The 16,761-nt window shown below is 69.0% G+C and carries 17 protein-coding genes; 6 read left to right on the top strand and 11 right to left on the bottom strand.

The features are described from left to right. The first annotated feature begins 121 nt into the window (after positions 1–121). Genes AC6LKG_RS09700 through AC6LKG_RS09690 form a run of 3 tightly spaced genes read left to right on the top strand, consistent with a single transcriptional unit; the run spans position 122 to position 2,510 of the window. A complete protein-coding gene (locus AC6LKG_RS09700) occupies positions 122–469 on the top strand; it encodes a PepSY domain-containing protein (RefSeq protein WP_498164115.1) in 348 nt (115 codons plus the stop codon). Continuing rightward, positions 469–1,131: a response regulator transcription factor gene (locus tag AC6LKG_RS09695; protein WP_498164114.1), complete on the top strand. Its 663-nt coding sequence runs from the start codon at positions 469–471 to the stop codon at positions 1,129–1,131. Before AC6LKG_RS09700 ends, AC6LKG_RS09695 begins: the two co-directional genes overlap by 1 nt. Further along, complete coding sequence (locus AC6LKG_RS09690; protein ID WP_498164113.1) at positions 1,128–2,510, top strand: ATP-binding protein; 1,383 nt, start codon at positions 1,128–1,130, stop codon at positions 2,508–2,510. The genes AC6LKG_RS09695 and AC6LKG_RS09690 overlap by 4 nt, the downstream gene beginning before the upstream one ends. A gap of 20 nt (positions 2,511–2,530) precedes the next feature. Here the strand turns inward: AC6LKG_RS09690 and AC6LKG_RS09685 are convergent, their stop codons facing one another. From AC6LKG_RS09685 to AC6LKG_RS09670, 4 genes are all read right to left on the bottom strand, one after another. Then, a complete protein-coding gene (locus AC6LKG_RS09685) occupies positions 2,531–2,959 on the bottom strand; it encodes a universal stress protein (RefSeq protein WP_498164112.1) in 429 nt (142 codons plus the stop codon). A 12-nt stretch (positions 2,960–2,971) separates the two neighbouring features. Continuing rightward, positions 2,972–3,397 (bottom strand): universal stress protein, encoded by a 426-nt coding sequence (locus AC6LKG_RS09680; RefSeq protein ID WP_498164111.1) that lies wholly within the window; start codon positions 3,395–3,397, stop codon positions 2,972–2,974. 135 nt (positions 3,398–3,532) lie between these two features. Then, positions 3,533–4,336 (bottom strand): glutamate racemase, encoded by an 804-nt coding sequence (murI, locus tag AC6LKG_RS09675; protein ID WP_498164110.1) that lies wholly within the window; start codon positions 4,334–4,336, stop codon positions 3,533–3,535. Positions 4,337–4,394: 58 nt separating this feature from the next. Then, complete coding sequence (locus tag AC6LKG_RS09670; RefSeq protein ID WP_498164109.1) at positions 4,395–5,348, bottom strand: LysR family transcriptional regulator; 954 nt, start codon at positions 5,346–5,348, stop codon at positions 4,395–4,397. 131 nt (positions 5,349–5,479) lie between these two features. Between AC6LKG_RS09670 and AC6LKG_RS09665 the strand changes: the two genes are divergently transcribed. The 3 genes from AC6LKG_RS09665 to AC6LKG_RS09655 are packed head-to-tail and all read left to right on the top strand — an operon-like array spanning position 5,480 to position 7,301. Further along, positions 5,480–6,058 (top strand): chromate transporter, encoded by a 579-nt coding sequence (locus AC6LKG_RS09665; protein ID WP_498164108.1) that lies wholly within the window; start codon positions 5,480–5,482, stop codon positions 6,056–6,058. After that, entirely contained in the window at positions 6,055–6,579 is a 525-nt protein-coding gene (locus tag AC6LKG_RS09660; protein ID WP_498164107.1) for a chromate transporter, read from the top strand. Before AC6LKG_RS09665 ends, AC6LKG_RS09660 begins: the two co-directional genes overlap by 4 nt. A 32-nt stretch (positions 6,580–6,611) precedes the next feature. Continuing rightward, on the top strand, positions 6,612–7,301 hold the full coding sequence (locus AC6LKG_RS09655; protein ID WP_498164106.1) for a DUF1345 domain-containing protein: 690 nt from the start codon (positions 6,612–6,614) through the stop codon (positions 7,299–7,301). 56 nt (positions 7,302–7,357) lie between these two features. Here the strand turns inward: AC6LKG_RS09655 and AC6LKG_RS09650 are convergent, their stop codons facing one another. The 7 genes from AC6LKG_RS09650 to AC6LKG_RS09620 all read right to left on the bottom strand — a co-directional run bounded on the left by AC6LKG_RS09650 (position 7,358) and on the right by AC6LKG_RS09620 (position 16,604). After that, positions 7,358–8,488 carry a methyltransferase gene (locus AC6LKG_RS09650; RefSeq protein WP_498164105.1) on the bottom strand — a complete coding sequence of 377 codons (1,131 nt, stop codon included), beginning with the start codon at positions 8,486–8,488 and terminating at the stop codon, positions 7,358–7,360. A gap of 155 nt (positions 8,489–8,643) precedes the next feature. Beyond that, positions 8,644–10,311 (bottom strand): OFA family MFS transporter, encoded by a 1,668-nt coding sequence (locus tag AC6LKG_RS09645; protein WP_498164104.1) that lies wholly within the window; start codon positions 10,309–10,311, stop codon positions 8,644–8,646. A 145-nt stretch (positions 10,312–10,456) separates the two neighbouring features. Beyond that, entirely contained in the window at positions 10,457–10,714 is a 258-nt protein-coding gene (locus AC6LKG_RS09640; RefSeq protein ID WP_498164103.1) for a formate dehydrogenase subunit delta, read from the bottom strand. A gap of 18 nt (positions 10,715–10,732) precedes the next feature. Beyond that, positions 10,733–11,563: a formate dehydrogenase accessory sulfurtransferase FdhD gene (gene fdhD / locus AC6LKG_RS09635; protein WP_498164102.1), complete on the bottom strand. Its 831-nt coding sequence runs from the start codon at positions 11,561–11,563 to the stop codon at positions 10,733–10,735. Between the two features lie 25 nt (positions 11,564–11,588). Next, positions 11,589–14,465, bottom strand: coding sequence for a formate dehydrogenase subunit alpha (gene fdhF, locus AC6LKG_RS09630; RefSeq protein WP_498164101.1), 2,877 nt, complete (start codon positions 14,463–14,465; stop codon positions 11,589–11,591). A gap of 13 nt (positions 14,466–14,478) precedes the next feature. Then, a complete protein-coding gene (locus AC6LKG_RS09625) occupies positions 14,479–16,050 on the bottom strand; it encodes a formate dehydrogenase beta subunit (protein WP_498164100.1) in 1,572 nt (523 codons plus the stop codon). Next, positions 16,047–16,604 carry a formate dehydrogenase subunit gamma gene (locus AC6LKG_RS09620; protein WP_498164099.1) on the bottom strand — a complete coding sequence of 186 codons (558 nt, stop codon included), beginning with the start codon at positions 16,602–16,604 and terminating at the stop codon, positions 16,047–16,049. The genes AC6LKG_RS09625 and AC6LKG_RS09620 overlap by 4 nt, the downstream gene beginning before the upstream one ends. Positions 16,605–16,761 lie beyond the last annotated feature (157 nt).

The following is a 16,761-nucleotide window of genomic DNA, read 5'->3' as shown; positions in this document are numbered from 1 at the left end:
GTTGTGAAGAAGGCGTTCACCCCCGGTTCATGTTTGACGCGCTATAAATGAGGCGCTTCTCCACCCCTGTTTTTCCCTCGCGCGTCGGGTTACCCTGACGTGACCGTCCGACGCAATGCCCATGACCGCACGTTCTCGTATCGCAATCTGGCTGACCGGCCTGGCACTGGCGCTGGGGCTGGCCGTGGGGCCGGGCGCCGGGCGCGCCGACGAGCGCGATCACGACCAGGCCCGCCAGGCCCTGCAGGCGGGCAAGGTGTTGCCGTTGCGGTCGGTGCTGGACATCGTTGAACGGGATTTCCCCGGCCAGGTGGTCAAGGTGGAATTCGAGGAGGATGATGGCTTGTTCCTGTACGAAATCCGCCTGTTGCAGCCCGGCGGCGGCCTGGTCAAGCTCAAGATCGATGCGCGCGACGGTACTTTGCTGGGCATGAAGGGGCGCGACATCCAATTCCGGAACCGACACTGATGCGCATACTTGTCGTCGAAGACGAGCCGACCCTGGCGTCGCAACTGGCCGAGGCCCTGCGCCACGCCGGCTACACCGTCGATACCGCGGCGGACGGCGGCACCGCCCACTACATGGGCGAGATCGAGACCTACGAAGTGGTGGTGCTGGACCTGGGCCTGCCGGTGATGGACGGCCTGACGGTGCTCAAGCAGTGGCGCGCGGCCGGGCGCGGCATGCCGGTGCTGATCCTGACGGCGCGCGCCAACTGGCACGAGAAGGTTGCCGGCATCGACGCCGGCGCCGACGACTACCTCACCAAGCCCTTCCACATGGAAGAACTGCTGGCGCGCGTGCGGGCGCTGCTGCGTCGAAACAGCAGCCATGCCAGCGCGCAATGGCGCTGCGGCCCGCTGATGCTCGACACGCGGCAGGCCCGGGCCACCGTCGACGGCGTGCCGCTGAACCTCACCAGCCACGAGTTCAAGGTGCTGGCCGTGCTGATGCAGCATGCCGGCGAAGTCGTGTCACGCAGCGAACTGATCGAACACATCTATGCCCAGGACCACGATCGCGATTCCAACACCATCGATGTGTTCATCGGCCGCCTGCGCAAGAAGCTGCCGGCCGACACCATCGAGACCGTGCGCGGGCTCGGCTACCGGCTTGCCTGTCCCGCATGACCTCGCCACGCGCACCGGGATCGCTGCGCTGGCGCATGCTGGCCGGCACCCTCGCCTGGATCGCGGCAATCATCGTGCTGGCCGGGTGGGGGCTGGGCAGCCTGTTCCGCCAGCACATCACCGAACAGTTGCGGGCCGAGCTGGCGCTGCACATGAACCAGTTGACGGCCGCGGTCAGCGTGGCGCCGGACGGCCGCCCCGCGGTGGCCTCGCCGCTGAGCGACCCGCGCCTCGAACAGCCGCTGTCGGGCCTGTATTGGCAGATCGACCGCCTCGATGACAACGGCCGCGTGGCGGCCACGGGCGTGGCGCGCTCGCGCTCGCTGTGGGACCAGGTGCTGGCGCTGCCCGCGGCCGACAGCGCCGATGGCCTGTATGACATCACCGGCCCCGAGAACCACCGCCTGACCGCGGTGACGCGCCTGCTCAAGCCCGAGGACAGCAATGCCGGGACGTTGCGCCTGGTGGTGGCCGCCGATCGCGCGGTGCTGGCCGAACCGATCGAACGCTTCGACCACATGCTGCTGCTGTCGCTGGGCGCGCTGGCGGCCGGCCTGGTGGTGGCGGCGGTGGTGCAGGTGGTGGTGGGGCTGCGGCCACTGGGGCGGCTGCGGCGTCAACTGGCCGCGCAGCAGGGCCGCAACAGCGTGCGCATCGAGGGCCGCTTTCCCAGCGAGATCCAGCCGCTGGTCGACGATTTCAACCGGGTACTGGCGGTCAACGCCGACATCGTGCAACGCGCGCGGACCCAGGCCGGCAATTTGGCGCACGCGGTCAAGACGCCGCTGACCATCATGGGCAACGCGGCGATGCGCGAAGACGGCGCCTTCGCCCGCCTGGTGCGCGAGCAGGTGGCGATGGCGCAGCGCCAGATCGATTACCACCTGGCGCGCGCGCGGGCCGCGGCCGCCTCCGGCACCGAGGGCGGCCGCACGCCGCTGCGGGCGCCGGTGCAGGCGCTGTTGCGCGTCATGCAGCGCCTGTATGCGGCGCGCGGGCTGGAACTGGAAATGGGCGAATTCCCTGCCACGCTTGCGTTTCGTGGCGAGGAACAGGACTTGCAGGAGATGGTCGGCAACCTGCTGGACAACGCCTGCAAGTGGGCCGTACGGCGCGTGCGCATCGACGCCCAGGCCGCCGCGCCCGACCAGTTGCGGATCATGATCGACGATGACGGCCCCGGCATCGCCGAGGACGAGCGCGAACGCATCTTCGAGCGCGGCGTGCGCATGGATGAGCAGCGGCCCGGCTCCGGCCTGGGCCTGGACATCGTGCGCGACCTGGCTGGCACCTACGGCGGCCAGGTGTGCGCCGAGCGTTCGCCGCTGGGAGGCCTGCGCGTCACGCTGAGCCTGCCGGCGCTGCCGGCCGGCGCCTGACCGCGCCTGGCCGGGGCGGGCTATCGCACCAGGGTCACTGGCACGTCGGCCAGTTGCACCACCTGGTTGGCGACCGAGCCGATCAGCATGCCGGCCAGCGCGCCGTGGCCGCGCGTGCCCATGATGATGCGGTCGCAGCGGTGTTCCCGCGCATAGGCCTGGATTTCCAGCGCCGGCTTGCCGAATTCGACATGGCTGGTGTAGTCGGTGCCGGTCACGTCGAGCAGCTTGCGCGCTTCGTGGGCGGCTTCCTGGCCTTCGCGCACGTAGTATTCGTCAATCATGTCCTGCGTGACCAGGCGCGAGAGGCCGGCGCGGCCTTGCGGCGGCGTCTGGACATTGAGCAGGTGGATGCGCGCCGCGGGCGCGCCCTGGGCCAGTTGGCGCGCGTGCAGCACGGCGCGGTTGGCGTTGTCGGAACCGTCGACCGGGACGAGAAGGTTCAGCATGGCGGCTCCTTTTTACTTGGCCAGGGTGACGGGCAGATCGGTCAGGTGCAGGACTTTGGTGGCCACCGACCCCATGAACAGCGAGGCCATCGAACCCAGGCCGCGCGTGCCCATGTAGATTTCGTCGGCGTCGATCTCGTCGGCAACGCGCGCGATGGTCTCGGCCGCCGCGCCGATTTCGATGCGCGGCGTGAACGGCACGCCGGCCGCCACCAGCAGCGCGCTGGCCTCGCTCAGCGCGGCTTCGCCTTCCTCCTGGTGGTAGGCGTCGATATCGGCCTGCGACAGGCCGCGGCCGATCTTGCCGGCCAGCAGGGGGATCTGCACGGTCAGCAGCGCCACGTGTGCGACCGGGTCATAGCTGCGCGCTTCGAGCATGGCGCGCACGGCGTGGACGGCATGTTGCGAGCCATCCACCGGAATCAGAATGCGTTTCATCGACGTCTCCTTGTTGTCCGCGAGCCCGCGGCGGCCACTTCAGGGGGGGCGCCGCGGCAACTCCACTTTACGCAATTATTCCGCCGGGCGGGGGCCGGCGGGATGCGCGCAATCAAAGGAAGCGGGATCGGCCCCTCAACGCCAACGGGCGGGCACGCGGGCGGCCACGGCCGGCAGGCCCAGCAGCAGGGCAGCCATGCGGCCGAGCGTGGCGGCGTCGCCGGTGGTCAGCAGTTCCACCGCGCCAGCGCCCTCGGCCGTCAGTTGGCCGCGTTCCTGCAATTGGTGGCGCAGGCGGCGCGCCACCGGGCCGCCGGTTTCCAGCAGGGGCACGGCCGGACCCGCGGCGGCCTGGATCGCGTCATGCAGGAAGGGGAAATGGGTGCAGCCCAGCACCAGCGCATCCGCGCCCTGGGCCAGCAGTTCGCGCACGGGCCCCTGGGCCACGTGGGCGGCGGCCGCGCCGTGGATGTCGCCGCGCTCGACCTGCAGCACCCATTCGGGACAGGGGCGGAAAAGGATGCGGATCTCGGGCGCTTCGCGCCGCACCAGGGCGGCGAATTTGGCGCTGGCGAGCGTGCCGGTGGTCGCGAACACGCCCACCACGCCGCTGCGCGTCAGGTGCGCGGCCGGCTTGATGGCCGGTTCCACGCCGATGATGGCCAGCCCGGGATGGCGGGCGCGCAGCGCGGCGATGGCGGCGGCCGTGGCGGTATTGCAGGCGACCACCATGGCCTTGGCCTGGCGCGACACCAGGTAGTCGGCGATCGCCAGCGCGCGCAGCCGCACGTATTCCGGCGTCTTCTCGCCATAGGGCACGTGGGCGGAATCGGCCACATACAGCAGGTGTTCGCGCGGCAAGGCCTGGCGGATGGCGCGCAGCACGCTCAATCCGCCGACGCCGGAGTCATACACGCCTATGGGAGCGGGGACCAGCATGGGATGCGGCAAGGACAGGGAAAGGCGCCCAGTGTAGCGCCGCCGCGCCAGGGTGGACTCAGCCGCGCGCGCGCGGCCCCTTGAGCGCCGGCGCGTCCGCGGCCGCCGCGCGATGTGCCCGGACTTCCTCGATCAGGCGGCGGATCGCGCCGCTGAGCGGCGCATCGCGCCAGATCAGGGTCAGCGGCGCGCGCATGGCCACCGGGCCGGTGACGTTGACGTACACCACTCCTTCGATATTGACCCGTCGCAGCGAGGCCGGCACCAGCGACACCCCCAGGCCGGCCGCCACCAGGCTCAGGGTGGACAGCATGCGTGGCGCCTCCTGCGCCACCCGCGGGCTGAAGCCGGCGGCGCGGCAGGCCGAGATGATGGCGTCGTACAGCCCCGGGCCGCTGTGGCGGCGATACAGGATCAGCGATTGTTCGGCCAGTTCAGCCAGCGCGATGCGCTTGCGCGGGCGTCCCTTGACCATGGGATGGTCGGCCGGAAAGGCCGCCAGCATGCTTTCTTCGAGTACCGTCTCCACCGCCACGCCGCGGTCGACGCCATGGGCCCCGCGAACGAAGGCCACGTCGACACGGCCATCGCGCACGGCTTCCATCAGTTCGCCGGTGCTGCTTTCCTCCAGCACCAGCCGCACCTGCGGCGCGCTTTCGCGAAAGCGCCGGATCACCGAGGGCACGAAAGGGTGGAACGCGGCCGAGCCGGTGAAGCCGACGGTCAGCCGGCCCGCCTCGCCCAGCGACACGCGCCGCACGCCTTCCACCGCCTGGTCGACCAGCGCCAGGATGCTGCGGGCATCGGCCAGCAGAGCATGGCCGCTTTCGGTCAGTTCCATGCCCCTTGGCAGGCGGCGGAACAGCGTGACGCCCAGCTCCTGTTCCAGCACGCGGATCTGCTGGCTCAGGGGCGGCTGGCGGATGCCCAGGCGAGCGGCGGCCTTGGTCAGGTGGGACTCCTCGGCCACCGCGAGGAAATAACGCAACAGCCGCAGGTCGATGGATGACATATGCAATCGATATGAGTGTTTAAGCTGTCATATATTAGACATTATCCGGTCGCGGGAGTAGGCTGCGAGCTGTCCCTACACTCCCGGCGCCGGCACGCCGGCGCCTTCAGACCGGCCGCGGCCGCACCACCATGAACGCAGCAGCACCTGATTCCCCCGACGCCGCAACCCGGCCGCCGCCCACGTGCGGGCAACTGTTCCACGGATTCCTCATGCTTGGCCTGACCGCCTTTGGCGGCGCGCTGCCCCTGGCGCGCCGCATGGTGGTGGAAAAGCACCGCTGGCTGTCCGGCGCCGAATTCACCGACCTGCTGGGCTTGTGCCAGTTCCTGCCGGGCGGCAACATCATCAACCTGTCGGTGGCCCTGGGCATGAAGTTCCGCGGTCCGCGCGGCGCCTTCGCGGCGCTGATGGGCCTGATCCTGGCGCCCTCGGCCATCGTGGTGCTGCTGGGCATGGTCTACGACCGCTTCCAGAACGATTCCCATATCCAGCACTTGTTCGCCGGCCTGGCCGCCGCCGCCGCCGGCCTGCTGATTTCGATGGCGGTCAAGGTCGGCGTGCCGCTGCTCAAGCGCCGCGACTGGCTGGCTGGCCTGGTGGCCACCGCCTGTTTCATCGCCATCGCGGTGCTGCGCATGCCGCTGTTGCCGACCATGGCGGTGCTGACGCCCCTGAGCATCCTGCTGGTCTGGAGGCAACGTCGATGATGCAGACCCTGATCGCCCTGGCGATCATCTTCTCTCAGTTGTCGGTGCTGGCGTTCGGCGGCGGCAACACCATCCTGCCCGAAATGCAGCGCCAGGTCGTGGACGTACACGGCTGGATGACGGCTGCCGACTTTTCCGCCCTGTTCGCCCTGGGGCAGGCGGCGCCGGGCCCCAACCTGATGGTGGTCACGCTGGTCGGCTGGCACGTGGCCGGCTGGGCCGGCATGCTGGTCACCACGCTGGCCAAGTTCGGGCCGTCGTCCCTCATCACCATCATCGCGCTGGGCCTGTGGGAACGCTTCAAGGACCGCCCCTGGCGCGGCGTGATCCAGGCCGGCATCTTCCCGATGACGGTGGGCCTGGTGGCCGCCAGCGCCGCGCTGATCACCGAGGCGTCGGCCCACACCTGGCTGCTGGCGGCGATCACGGCGGTGGTGGCGCTGCTGGGCAGCGCCACCCGCATCCATCCGCTGTGGCTGCTGTTTGGCGGGGCGCTGGTGGGATTGCTCGCGATCGGTTAGCTTGAAGGCTGCTGCCACGCTGGGAGTCCGCCATGACACTGCCGGTCAAGGATCCGGAGATCGAACCGCCGCCCGTCGAGGTCGCCGCGCTGCCGTTCTACCATGCGCACCGGCGGCTGGTGCTGTGCGGTGCGCTGTTCGTGGGCCTGGCCGGGGCGCTGTGGCGGGCCGGGCTGGGGCCCAGCCGCGCCGGCCTGCTGGCTTTCGACGTGGCGGCGCTGGTATTCCTGCTGCTGACCGGGGCCGCCTTCGGCAAGGCCACACCGGCCATGATGCGGGTTCGCGCGCAGCAGGTCGACGTCGGGCGCATGGCCGTGCTGTGGAGCAGCGTGGCGTTGTCGTGCCTGGTGATGGTGGCGCTGTGGACCGAAATGCGCGCCGCCGGCGGTGCCGAAGGCGTGGCCGACCTGGTGGCCGCCGCGGTCAGCATCGTGCTGTCGTGGCTCTACCTGAACATGATCTTCGCGCTGCATTACGCCCACGGCTATTACAGCCATCGCAACGCCATGCACAAGGGCCTGGATTTTCCCGGCAAGGAAGCCCCCGACTACTGGGACTTCGCCTATTTCGCCCTGGTGCTGGGCATGACCTTCCAGGTATCGGACGTGCAGATCGTCAGCCGCCGGATGCGGCGCACGGCGCTGGTGCACAGCGTGATCGCGTTCTTCTTCAACGTCTTCATCATCGCCATCAGCGTCAACGTCGTGGCGGGGCGGGTATGAAAGGGCCCGGCCCAGGGGCCGGGCCTGTCATGGCCTGAACGACAGGCGGCGCGCGCTCAGGCCGCGGCCAGCCGCCACAACGACGTGACTTCCTTCGAGCGCGCCGCGTGCAGCGGGTCGGCGGGGTCACTGGCGCGGCCATGCGTGGGGCGCGTATCGAGGCGTTCCACCACGCGCAGTCCGGCCTGCTCGATCATTTCCAGCAATTGCTCGCGGGTGCGCAGGCCCAGGTGCTCGGCCAGGTCCGACAGGATCAACCAGCCTTCGCCGTTGGGTGTCAGGTGCGCTGTCAGGCCGTTCAGGAAACCGCGCAGCATGCGGCTGTCGGGGTCGTACACGGCGTGCTCGATGGGTGAACTGGGGCGCGCCGGCAGCCATGGCGGATTGCAGACGGCCAGCGACACCCGCCCTTCGGGGAACAGGTCGGCCTGCAGCACCTCGACCTGCCTGGCCAGGCCCAGCCGTTCCAGGTTGTCGCGGGCGCAGGCCAGCGCCCGCGGGTCCATATCGGTGGCGATGACGCGCTTGCCGCCGCGGCGCGCCAGCACCGCCGCCAGCACGCCGGTGCCGGTGCCGATATCGAAGGCCACGCTGCCGCGCGGCATCGGGGTGCGCGCCACCAGATCGATGTACTCGCCGCGCACCGGCGAAAACACGCCGTAGTGCGGGTGGATCCGGTTGTCCAGCGCGGGAATCTCCACGCCTTTCTTGCGCCATTCGAAGGCGCCGATCAGGCCCAGCAGTTCGCGCAACGAAGCCACATAAGGCTCGTTGGCCGGGCCGTGGGCTTCCTCGCAGGCCTGGCGCGCATCCGGCGCCCGGCGCAGCGCAATGCCGTGGCCGGCGTCGAACGGAATCAGCAGCATGCCGAGGATGCGGGCACGCTGCGACTGGATCTGGCGACGCTGATTGAAGGCCTCCAGCATGCTCTCGACCGGCTTGCGCGGGCGCTTGTCGACCCGGCGCGTGATGGCCTGCAGCAACTGGCGCGCGTTCTGGAAGTCGCCGCGCCACAGCAGGCCCACGCCTTCGCAGGCCAGGCGATAGGCCGCGTCCGCCGTGGTGCGGTCGTCGGCCAGCACCACCCGCTTGGGTGGCGTGGCGCCGGACTCCGAGCGCCAGCGGGCGGTGTGATGGGTCTGGTCCGGGGCCTCGCCCTCTGTCCAATGCAGTTCAGGCTGGGTCAACGGAGCGCTCCGGGCAAGGACGGCGTGTGGGGCGGGAGGGGCATGAGGCGGGGGGAATCCAGGGGAAGAAAAAAGAAAGGGCGCGGGCTGCCAATGTAGCAGCTTCGCGCCCGGGGGGCGGCGGACGGCGCGCGGCGCCGCCCGTCGGGTTCATATCAGTGGAACAGCACCACCGCCTTCTGCAGCGTGATCCAGATGCCCCAGGCCAGCGGGATGCCGACGCAGGCCCAGGCGAACAGCACCAGCGCGAACGGCGTGCGGAAGGTCGAGGCGCCCACGCCGTGGGTCTCGGCGGCCGCCGCGCGTTCATGGGCCAGGGCCTTCTCGCGCGCCAGTTCCGCGTCGCTCATGAAGTACTTGGGATTCACCGGGCGGATCGCCAGGTTGCAGAGGAATCCCAGCACCAGCATGCCCGCCAGGATGTACATGGTGATGTCGTAGACCTGCGCCCGCGGCACGCCCATGGACAACTGGTACTCGCGGATGTAATTGACCAGCACCGGGCCGAAGATACCGGCCGCCGACCACGCCGTCAGCAGGCGGCCGTGGATGGCGCCCACCATCTGCGTACCGAACAGGTCCGCCAGGTAGGCCGGCACCGTGGCGAAGCCGCCGCCGTACATCGAAAGGATGACGCAGAATGCGGCCACGAACAGCGCCAGCGCGCCCATGTGGGCCGTCCAGGGAATCGCCGCGTACAGCACGAAGCCGAGCACGAAGAAAACCAGGTAGGTCATCTTGCGGCCAAGTTTGTCCGACAGGCTGGCCCAGAAGAAGCGGCCGCCGATGTTGAACAGGCTGAGCAGGCCGGTGAAGCCCGCGGCGATGGCGGCGATCGAGGCCAACTGGGCCTTGTCGAGCTGGCCGTAGCCCAGTTCCGGCTTGTTGATCAGGCCCCCGCCAAACACTTCCTGCAGCAGCGGCGAGGCCATGCCCAGGATGCCGATGCCGGCGGTCACGTTAAGGCACAGCACCAGCCATACCAGCCAGAACTGCGGCACGCCCCAGACCCGCTTCACGTGCACGTGGCCCTTGGTGATCATGGCGTTGTTGGCGTGCTTGGCGGGGGCGGTCCAGCCTTCCGGCTTCCAGCCGGTGGGCGGCACGCGGTAGCCCAGCGCGCCCGACATCATGAAGATGAAGTACACCAGCGCCATGGTCAGGAAGGTCTGCCACACGCCAGGCGAGGTGGGCGTGGCGAAATGGCGCATCAGCAGGTCGGCCAGCGGCGCGCCGATCATGGCGCCGCCGCCGAAACCCATGATGGCCATGCCGGTCGCCATGCCGCGGCGGTCCGGGAACCACTTGATCAGCGTGCTGACCGGCGAGATGTAGCCCAGCCCCAGCCCGATGCCGCCGATCACGCCCGAGCCCAGCCACAGCATCCACATCTGGTGCAGATAGACGCCGAAGGCCGAGATCACCAGACCGCCGCACCAGCACAATGCCGACACCACGCCGGCCTTGCGCGGGCCGGCGCGTTCCAGCCAGCCGCCCCACAGCGCCGCCGAGCAGCCCAGCAGCACGAAGAACAGCGTGTACATCCACCCCATGGTGGAGATCTTCCAGTCGCAACTGGTGGTGAACAGCTCGGCCATCAGGCTCATGTCGGGCGGGCAGGCCAGCGGCTGGGCGCCGCCTACCGCCTTGGACAGCGGCAGCCAGAACACCGAAAACCCGTAGGCCATGCCGATGCACAGGTGGATGGCCAGGGCGGCCGGGGGTACCAGCCAGCGGGAAAATCCCGGCCCGGCGATGGTGCGTTCCTTGTCCAGGAAACCCGGCTTGGCGCCGGGCAGGTCTAGCGTTGCAGTGCTTTCCATGAGGTCTCCTCGGGGTGCGGCTTTATAGCGTGCGTTGGCTGGAAAGATCCAGTCCCGCCGTCTCTTGTTGAACCCTTTGCTGCGGTAAAGCTTGCCGCCCGGGGCGCACCGTTGCCGGTGCGCGGGGGGCGGGCGCGTCAGCCGGTCAAGGCACGCGCGCCCGCGGCGTCAGGCGGTCGCGGTTTTGCGTGACGGCCTCCAGCACCAGCGGATGCAATTGTTGTTCGCCGGCGTCGCCATCGGGGTGGCGCGCCAGGAAGTCCAGCAGCTCGTTGCGCATGCGGGGCTCCCAGAATTTATGGATATGGTTGGCCACGCCCTCCACCGCTTCCGGCCGCAGCGGCATGGCTTCGAAGAATTGGCCGATGCGGTTGGCCATGCGGATCAGATTGCCGATTTCCATGCGTGTGTCGCGTCCGGTCTAGGAAGTGATGCGTTCGGGGTGGGAATACAGGGTGGCGTCGTCGTTGCGCAGAAAGCCCAGGAGCGCGATGCCGGCGCTGTCGGCAAGGCGCACGGCCAGCGCGGTGGGGGCCGACACCGCTGCCAGGATGCCGACGCCGGTGGCGGCGGTCTTTTGCACCATCTCGAAGCTGGCGCGGCTGGACACCAGCACCACGCCATGCGCGGCGGGTCGGGCCTGGCGCGCCAGCGCGCCGATCAGCTTGTCGAGCGCGTTGTGGCGGCCCACGTCCTCGCGCACCAGCGCCACGGCGCCGCTGGCGTCGGCCCAGCCGGCGGCGTGGGTGGCGCCGGTCAGGTCATGCAGCGCCTGGCGTGCGCGCATGTCGCGCATCGCCCGCAGCACCGCGCCCACCGGCAGCGGCGCGCCGGCCGGCACCGGCGCCACCGGCCGCAGCACCTCGGGCAGCGTCTCGACGCCGCACAGCCCGCAGCCGGTGCGCCCGGCCATGGCGCGGCGGCGCGATTTCAGGCGCGCTTCGCAGGCGCTGGATATTTCGATCTGCACCACGATGCCGTCGCACTGCGGCAGCACGTCGATGCCGCGCAAGTCGGCCACGCCGTCGATGATGCCTTCCGACAGCGAAAAGCCGACGGCGAAGTCCTCCAGGTCGGTCGGCGTGGCCAGCATGGTGGCATGGCTGATGCCGTTGAACTCCAGCGCCACCGGAGTTTCCTCGGCCAGGCGGTCGGGCTCGGCGCCGGGCATGAGGGCGCCGGCCCGCACGCGGGTCACCTCGGCCGCCGCGTACTCGCGGCGGTCGGCGGGGGAGGAGGGGCTGTGGTCCATGGCGGCTCCGGCCGGCTGTCGGGGGTTATTTCCCCGACATCGCGGCTTCGCTTTCGCGCGAGCGTTCACGCAACAGCTTCTGCTGGATGTCCGCGAAGCGCGACCATTGCCGCTGCCATTCCGACGGCTGGGACACGCGCGTGACCTGCACCGCCGTGACCTTGTACTCGGGGCAGTTGGTGGCCCAGTCGGAACTGTCGGTGGTGACGACGTTGGCGCCGGACTCGGGGAAGTGGAAGGTGGTGTATACCACGCCCGGCTGCACCCGGTCGGTCAGGGTCGCGCGCAGCACCGTCTCGCCCGAGCGGCTCTGGATGCCGACCCAGTCGCCTTCCTTCACGCCGCGGTCCTCGGCGTCCTGCGGATGGATCTCCAGCACGTCCTCGCTGTGCCACATGACGTTGGGCGTGCGGCGGGTCTGCGCGCCCACGTTGTATTGCGACAGGATGCGGCCGGTGGTCAAGAGCAATGGGAAGCGGCGCGTGCTGCGCTCATCCGTTGGCACGTACTTGGTGATCATGAACTTGCCCTTGCCGCGCACGAAGGCGTCGATGTGCATGATCGGCGTGCCTTCGGGCGCGTCATCGTTGCACGGCCATTGCAGGCTGCCCAGCTTGTCCAGTTTTTCGTAGCTGACGCCGCTGAAGGTCGGCGTCAGGCGCGCGATCTCTTCCATGATCTCGCGCGGGTGGCGGTAGTTCATGGGGTAGCCCAGCGCGTTCGACAGCGCCACGGTCACTTCCCAGTCGGCCTTGCCGTTCTTCGGCTCCATCACCTTGCGCACGCGCGAGATGCGGCGCTCGGCGTTGGTGAAAGTGCCGTCCTTCTCCAGGAACGACGACCCCGGCAGGAACACGTGCGCGTACTTGGCGGTCTCGTTCAGGAACAGGTCCTGCACCACGATGCATTCCATCGCCGCCAGCGACGCCGCCACGTGCTGTGTGTTGGGATCGGACTGCACGATGTCCTCGCCCTGGCAATACAGGCCCTTGAAGGTGCCGCCCAGCGCGGCCTCGAACATATTGGGAATGCGCAGGCCGGGCTCGGGTTGCAGCGTCACGCCCCAGTCCTGCTCGAACTGCGCCCGCGCCACGTTGTCGGAAATATGGCGGTAGCCCGGCAGCTCGTGCGGGAACGAGCCCATGTCGCACGAGCCCTGCACGTTGTTCTGGCCGCGCAGCGGGTTCACGCCCACGCCTTCGCGGCCGACGTTGCCGGTGGCCATGGCCAGGTTGGCGATGGCCATGACGGTGGTGGAACCCTGGCTGTGCTCGGTCACGCCCAGGCCGTAGTAGATCGAGCCGTTGCCGCCGGTGGCGAACAGGCGCGCCGCGCCGCGCACGGCCTGCGCCGGCACGCCGGTGATCTCGGCCATGGCTTCGGGCGAATTCTCGGGCAGCGACACGAAATCGCGCCATTCCTGGAACGCCTTGGCTTCGCAGCGCTCGGCCACGTAGGCCTCGTCGATCAGCCCTTCGGTGGCGATCACGTGCGCCATGGACGACAGCAGCGCGGTGTTGGTGCCGGGCCGCACCTGCAGGTGGAAGTCGGCCTTGATGTGCGGCGAGCTCACCAGCTCGATGCGGCGCGGGTCGATCACGATCAGGCGCGCGCCCTGGCGCAGGCGACGCTTCAGGCGCGAGGCGAACACCGGGTGGCCGCTGGACGGGTTGGCGCCCATGACGATGACCACGTCGGTGTGCATCACCGAGTCGAAGGTCTGGGTGCCGGCGGATTCGCCCAGCGTCTGTTTCAGGCCATAGCCCGTGGGCGAATGGCAGACGCGGGCGCAGGTGTCGACGTTGTTGGTGCCGAACGCGGCGCGCACCAGCTTCTGCACCAGCCAGGTTTCCTCGTTGGTGCAGCGCGAAGAGGTGATGCCGCCGACCGCGTCGCGGCCATATTGGCCCTGGATGCGGCGGAATTCGGAAGCCGCGTACTCGATCGCCTCTTCCCAGGACACTTCGCGCCACGAATCGGTGATGTGTTTGCGGATCATCGGCTTGAGCACGCGTTCCTTGTGGGTGGCGTAGCCCCAGGCGAAGCGGCCCTTGACGCAGGAATGGCCGCGGTTGGCCTGGCCGTCCTTCCATGGCACCATGCGCACCACTTCCTGGCCCTTCATCTCGGCCTTGAAGCCGCAGCCCACGCCGCAATAGGCGCAGGTGGTGACGACCGAGTGCTCGGCCTGGCCCATCATGATGACGGTCTTTTCCTGCAGGGTCGAGGTCGGACAGGCCTGCACGCAGGCGCCGCAGGACACGCATTCGCTCTCCAGGAACGGCTGGTCCTGCCCCGGCGACACGCGCGATTCGAAGCCCTTGCCCGAGATCGTCAGCGCGAAGGTGCCCTGGGTTTCCTCGCAGGCGCGCACGCAGCGGTTGCAGACGATGCACTTGGAGGCGTCATAGGTGAAGTACGGGTTGGACTCGTCCTTCTCGCTCTTCAAGTGATTGGCGCCGTCATAGCCATAGCGCACGTTGCGCAGGCCCACCACGCCGGCCATGTCCTGCAGTTCGCAGTCGCCGTTGGCCGGACAGGTCAGGCAGTCCAGCGGGTGGTCGGAGATGTACAGCTCCATCACCCCGCGCCGCAGGTCGTGCAGCTTGGGCGTCTCGGTGAACACCACCATGCCGTTCTCGGCCGGCGTGGTGCACGAGGCGGGATAGCCGCGGCGGCCCTCGATCTGCACCAGGCACAGGCGGCACGAGCCGAACGGCTCCAGGCTGTCGGTGGCGCACAGCTTGGGGATGTTGATGCCGGCCTCGGCGGCCGCGCGCATCAGCGAGGTGCCTTCGGCCACGGTGATCTCCTGGCCGTCGATGGTCAGGGTAACGGTTTTTTCGGACACCCGCGCCGGGGTGCCCAGATCGCGGTCGCGCTTGATGACGGTTTCTAGCATGGCGGTCTCGGATTCAGGCGGGGTGGGCGGCGGACTGCGAGGACTCGATGCCGAAGTCCTGCGGGAAGTGGTTCAGCGCGGACAGCACCGGATAGGGCGCCATGCCGCCCAGCGCGCACAGCGATCCGCCCAGCATGGTGTCGCACAGGTCGCGCAGCAGGTGAACCTGCTGTTCGCGCCCCGGGCCGCCCGCGGCGATCTTGTCCAGGGTTTCCATGCCGCGGGTGGAACCGATGCGACAGGGCGTGCACTTGCCACAGGATTCGATGGCGCAGAACTCCATGGCATAGCGCGCCATGCGCATCATGTCGACCGTGTCGTCGAATGCCACCAGGCCGCCGTGGCCGATCATGGCCGAGATCTGGACATAGGCTTCGTAGTCCAGCGGCACGTCCCACTGCGATTCCGGCAGATAGGCGCCCAGCGGGCCGCCGACCTGCACCGCGCGCAGCGGCCGGCCCGAGGCGCTGCCGCCGCCAAAGGTGTAGAGCAGGTCGCGCAGGCTCAGGCCGAAGGCCTTTTCCACCAGCCCGCCCTGCTTGAGGTTGCCGGCGAGCTGGAACGGCAGCGTGCCGTGCGAGCGGCCCACGCCGTAGTCGCGGTAATAGGCCGCGCCCTTGGCCAGGATGATCGGCACCGTCGCCAGCGAGATCACGTTGTTGATCACGGTGGGTTTGCCGAACAGGCCCGAGATCGCCGGCAGCGGCGGCTTGGCGCGCACCACGCCGCGCTTGCCCTCGATGCTTTCGAGCAGCGAGGTTTCCTCGCCGCAGATGTAGGCGCCGGCGCCCTTGCGCACTTCCAGGTCGAAACGGCGGCCGCTGCCGTGCACGTCGTCGCCCAGCCAGCCGACGCTGCGCGCCCGCTCGATGGCGGCCTCCAGCGTGGCGATGGCGTGGGGGTATTCGGAACGCACGTAGATATAGCCGTAGGTGGCGCCCACCGCCAGGCCGGCGATGGTCATGCCCTCGATCAGCACGTAGGGGTCGCCTTCCATCAGCAGGCGGTCGGCGAAGGTGCCCGAATCGCCCTCGTCGGCGTTGCACACGATGTACTTGCGGTCGGCCGGCGAGCCCAGCACCGTTTTCCACTTGATGCCGGTGGGAAAGGCCGCGCCACCGCGTCCGCGCAGGCCGGAGGTGACCATCTCTTCGACGATGGCGGCCGGCTCCATGGCCAGCGCGCGCTTCAGGCCCTGCAGGCCGCCGTGCGCGGCGTAATCCTGCAGCGACAGCGGATCGATCACGCCGACGCGGGCGAAGGTCAGGCGTTCCTGCTGCTTGAGATAAGGAATTTCCTCGGTCAGGCCCAGACCCAGCGGATGCGCGCCGCCCGTCAGCCAGCCGGCGTCGAACAGCGCCGGCACGTCCTCGGGCTGCACCGGCCCGTAGGCCAGGCGGCCCTGGGGCGTGTTTATCTCCACCAGCGGTTCCAGCCACAGCAAGCCGCGCGAGCCGTTGCGCACCACCTGCACGGCCAGGCCGCGTTCGTCGGCGGCCAGTTCGATGGCGGCGGCCACGGCGTCGGCGTCCATGGCCAGCGCCGCGGCGTCGCGCGGCACGTAGATCAGGGTGGGGGTGCTCATTGCTTGGCCTCCCGTGCGCGATGCAGCAGGCGGTCGAGCTTGGCCGGCGTGACGCGGGCGTGCGGCTGGCCGTCCAGCATCACCGCCGGCGACTGGGCGCACAGGCCCAGGCAGTACACCGGCTCCAGCGTGAAGTCGCCGTCGCGCGTGCTGGCGTGGAAGTCACAGCCCAGCGCCTGGCGCGCGTGCTCGGCCAGTTGTTCGCCGCCCATCGCCTGGCAGGATTCGGCGCGGCACACTTCCAGCGTGTGGCGGCCCGCGGGCACGCTACGGAAATGGGGGTAAAAGGTGATGACGCCATGGACTTCGGCGCGGGACAGGTTCAGGGCCTCGGCGATGGTCTGCACCGCCTCGGCCGGAATACAGCCCAATTCATGCTGGACCGCGTGCAGGATCGGCAGCAGCGGACCGGGCTGGTCCTTCAATTGGGCCACGATGCGGGCGGCGGCAGCCACCGCGGGGCTGGCGGATGCCTGGGCCGCGTCCAGGGCCAAGGCGCCGCCACGGGCGCCGCCGGTGGAAGCCAGATCGGATTTTGCCTCGCGCTGGCGCATGGCGGTCTCCTCCTGTCGTGCTGGGAGCCCGTAGGGTAGGGGCTTCTGTTGTGGTGAGTCGCCCGGAAAATTAATATGCTTTAAAAAGCATATAAAATAACCGTGCGTCGTGTTATTTGTGTACTCTAAACAGGTAATTAATCGCCTTCAATAAGAA

The organism is Achromobacter sp. 46006 (genome assembly GCF_059761975.1).
Note: the sequence above shows the minus strand (reverse complement) of the source record. Positions and strands in the feature narration are given on the sequence as shown.

Bases quoted from the DNA above. Each gene is read 5' to 3' on its own strand.
- AC6LKG_RS09645 (WP_498164104.1), bottom strand. From the start codon at position 10,311: ATGGAAAGCACTGCAACGCTAGACCTGCCCGGCGCCAAGCCGGGTTTC.
- AC6LKG_RS09620 (WP_498164099.1), bottom strand. From the start codon at position 16,604: ATGCGCCAGCGCGAGGCAAAATCCGATCTGGCTTCCACCGGCGGCGCC.
- AC6LKG_RS09655 (WP_498164106.1), top strand. From the start codon at position 6,612: ATGACACTGCCGGTCAAGGATCCGGAGATCGAACCGCCGCCCGTCGAG.
- AC6LKG_RS09660 (WP_498164107.1), top strand. From the start codon at position 6,055: ATGATGCAGACCCTGATCGCCCTGGCGATCATCTTCTCTCAGTTGTCG.
- AC6LKG_RS09685 (WP_498164112.1), bottom strand. From the start codon at position 2,959: ATGCTGAACCTTCTCGTCCCGGTCGACGGTTCCGACAACGCCAACCGC.
- AC6LKG_RS09700 (WP_498164115.1), top strand. From the start codon at position 122: ATGACCGCACGTTCTCGTATCGCAATCTGGCTGACCGGCCTGGCACTG.
- AC6LKG_RS09665 (WP_498164108.1), top strand. From the start codon at position 5,480: ATGAACGCAGCAGCACCTGATTCCCCCGACGCCGCAACCCGGCCGCCG.
- AC6LKG_RS09640 (WP_498164103.1), bottom strand. From the start codon at position 10,714: ATGGAAATCGGCAATCTGATCCGCATGGCCAACCGCATCGGCCAATTC.
- fdhF (WP_498164101.1), bottom strand. From the start codon at position 14,465: ATGCTAGAAACCGTCATCAAGCGCGACCGCGATCTGGGCACCCCGGCG.
- fdhD (WP_498164102.1), bottom strand. From the start codon at position 11,563: ATGGACCACAGCCCCTCCTCCCCCGCCGACCGCCGCGAGTACGCGGCG.
- AC6LKG_RS09625 (WP_498164100.1), bottom strand. From the start codon at position 16,050: ATGAGCACCCCCACCCTGATCTACGTGCCGCGCGACGCCGCGGCGCTG.
- AC6LKG_RS09690 (WP_498164113.1), top strand. From the start codon at position 1,128: ATGACCTCGCCACGCGCACCGGGATCGCTGCGCTGGCGCATGCTGGCC.
- AC6LKG_RS09695 (WP_498164114.1), top strand. From the start codon at position 469: ATGCGCATACTTGTCGTCGAAGACGAGCCGACCCTGGCGTCGCAACTG.
- murI (WP_498164110.1), bottom strand. From the start codon at position 4,336: ATGCTGGTCCCCGCTCCCATAGGCGTGTATGACTCCGGCGTCGGCGGA.
- AC6LKG_RS09680 (WP_498164111.1), bottom strand. From the start codon at position 3,397: ATGAAACGCATTCTGATTCCGGTGGATGGCTCGCAACATGCCGTCCAC.
- AC6LKG_RS09670 (WP_498164109.1), bottom strand. From the start codon at position 5,348: ATGTCATCCATCGACCTGCGGCTGTTGCGTTATTTCCTCGCGGTGGCC.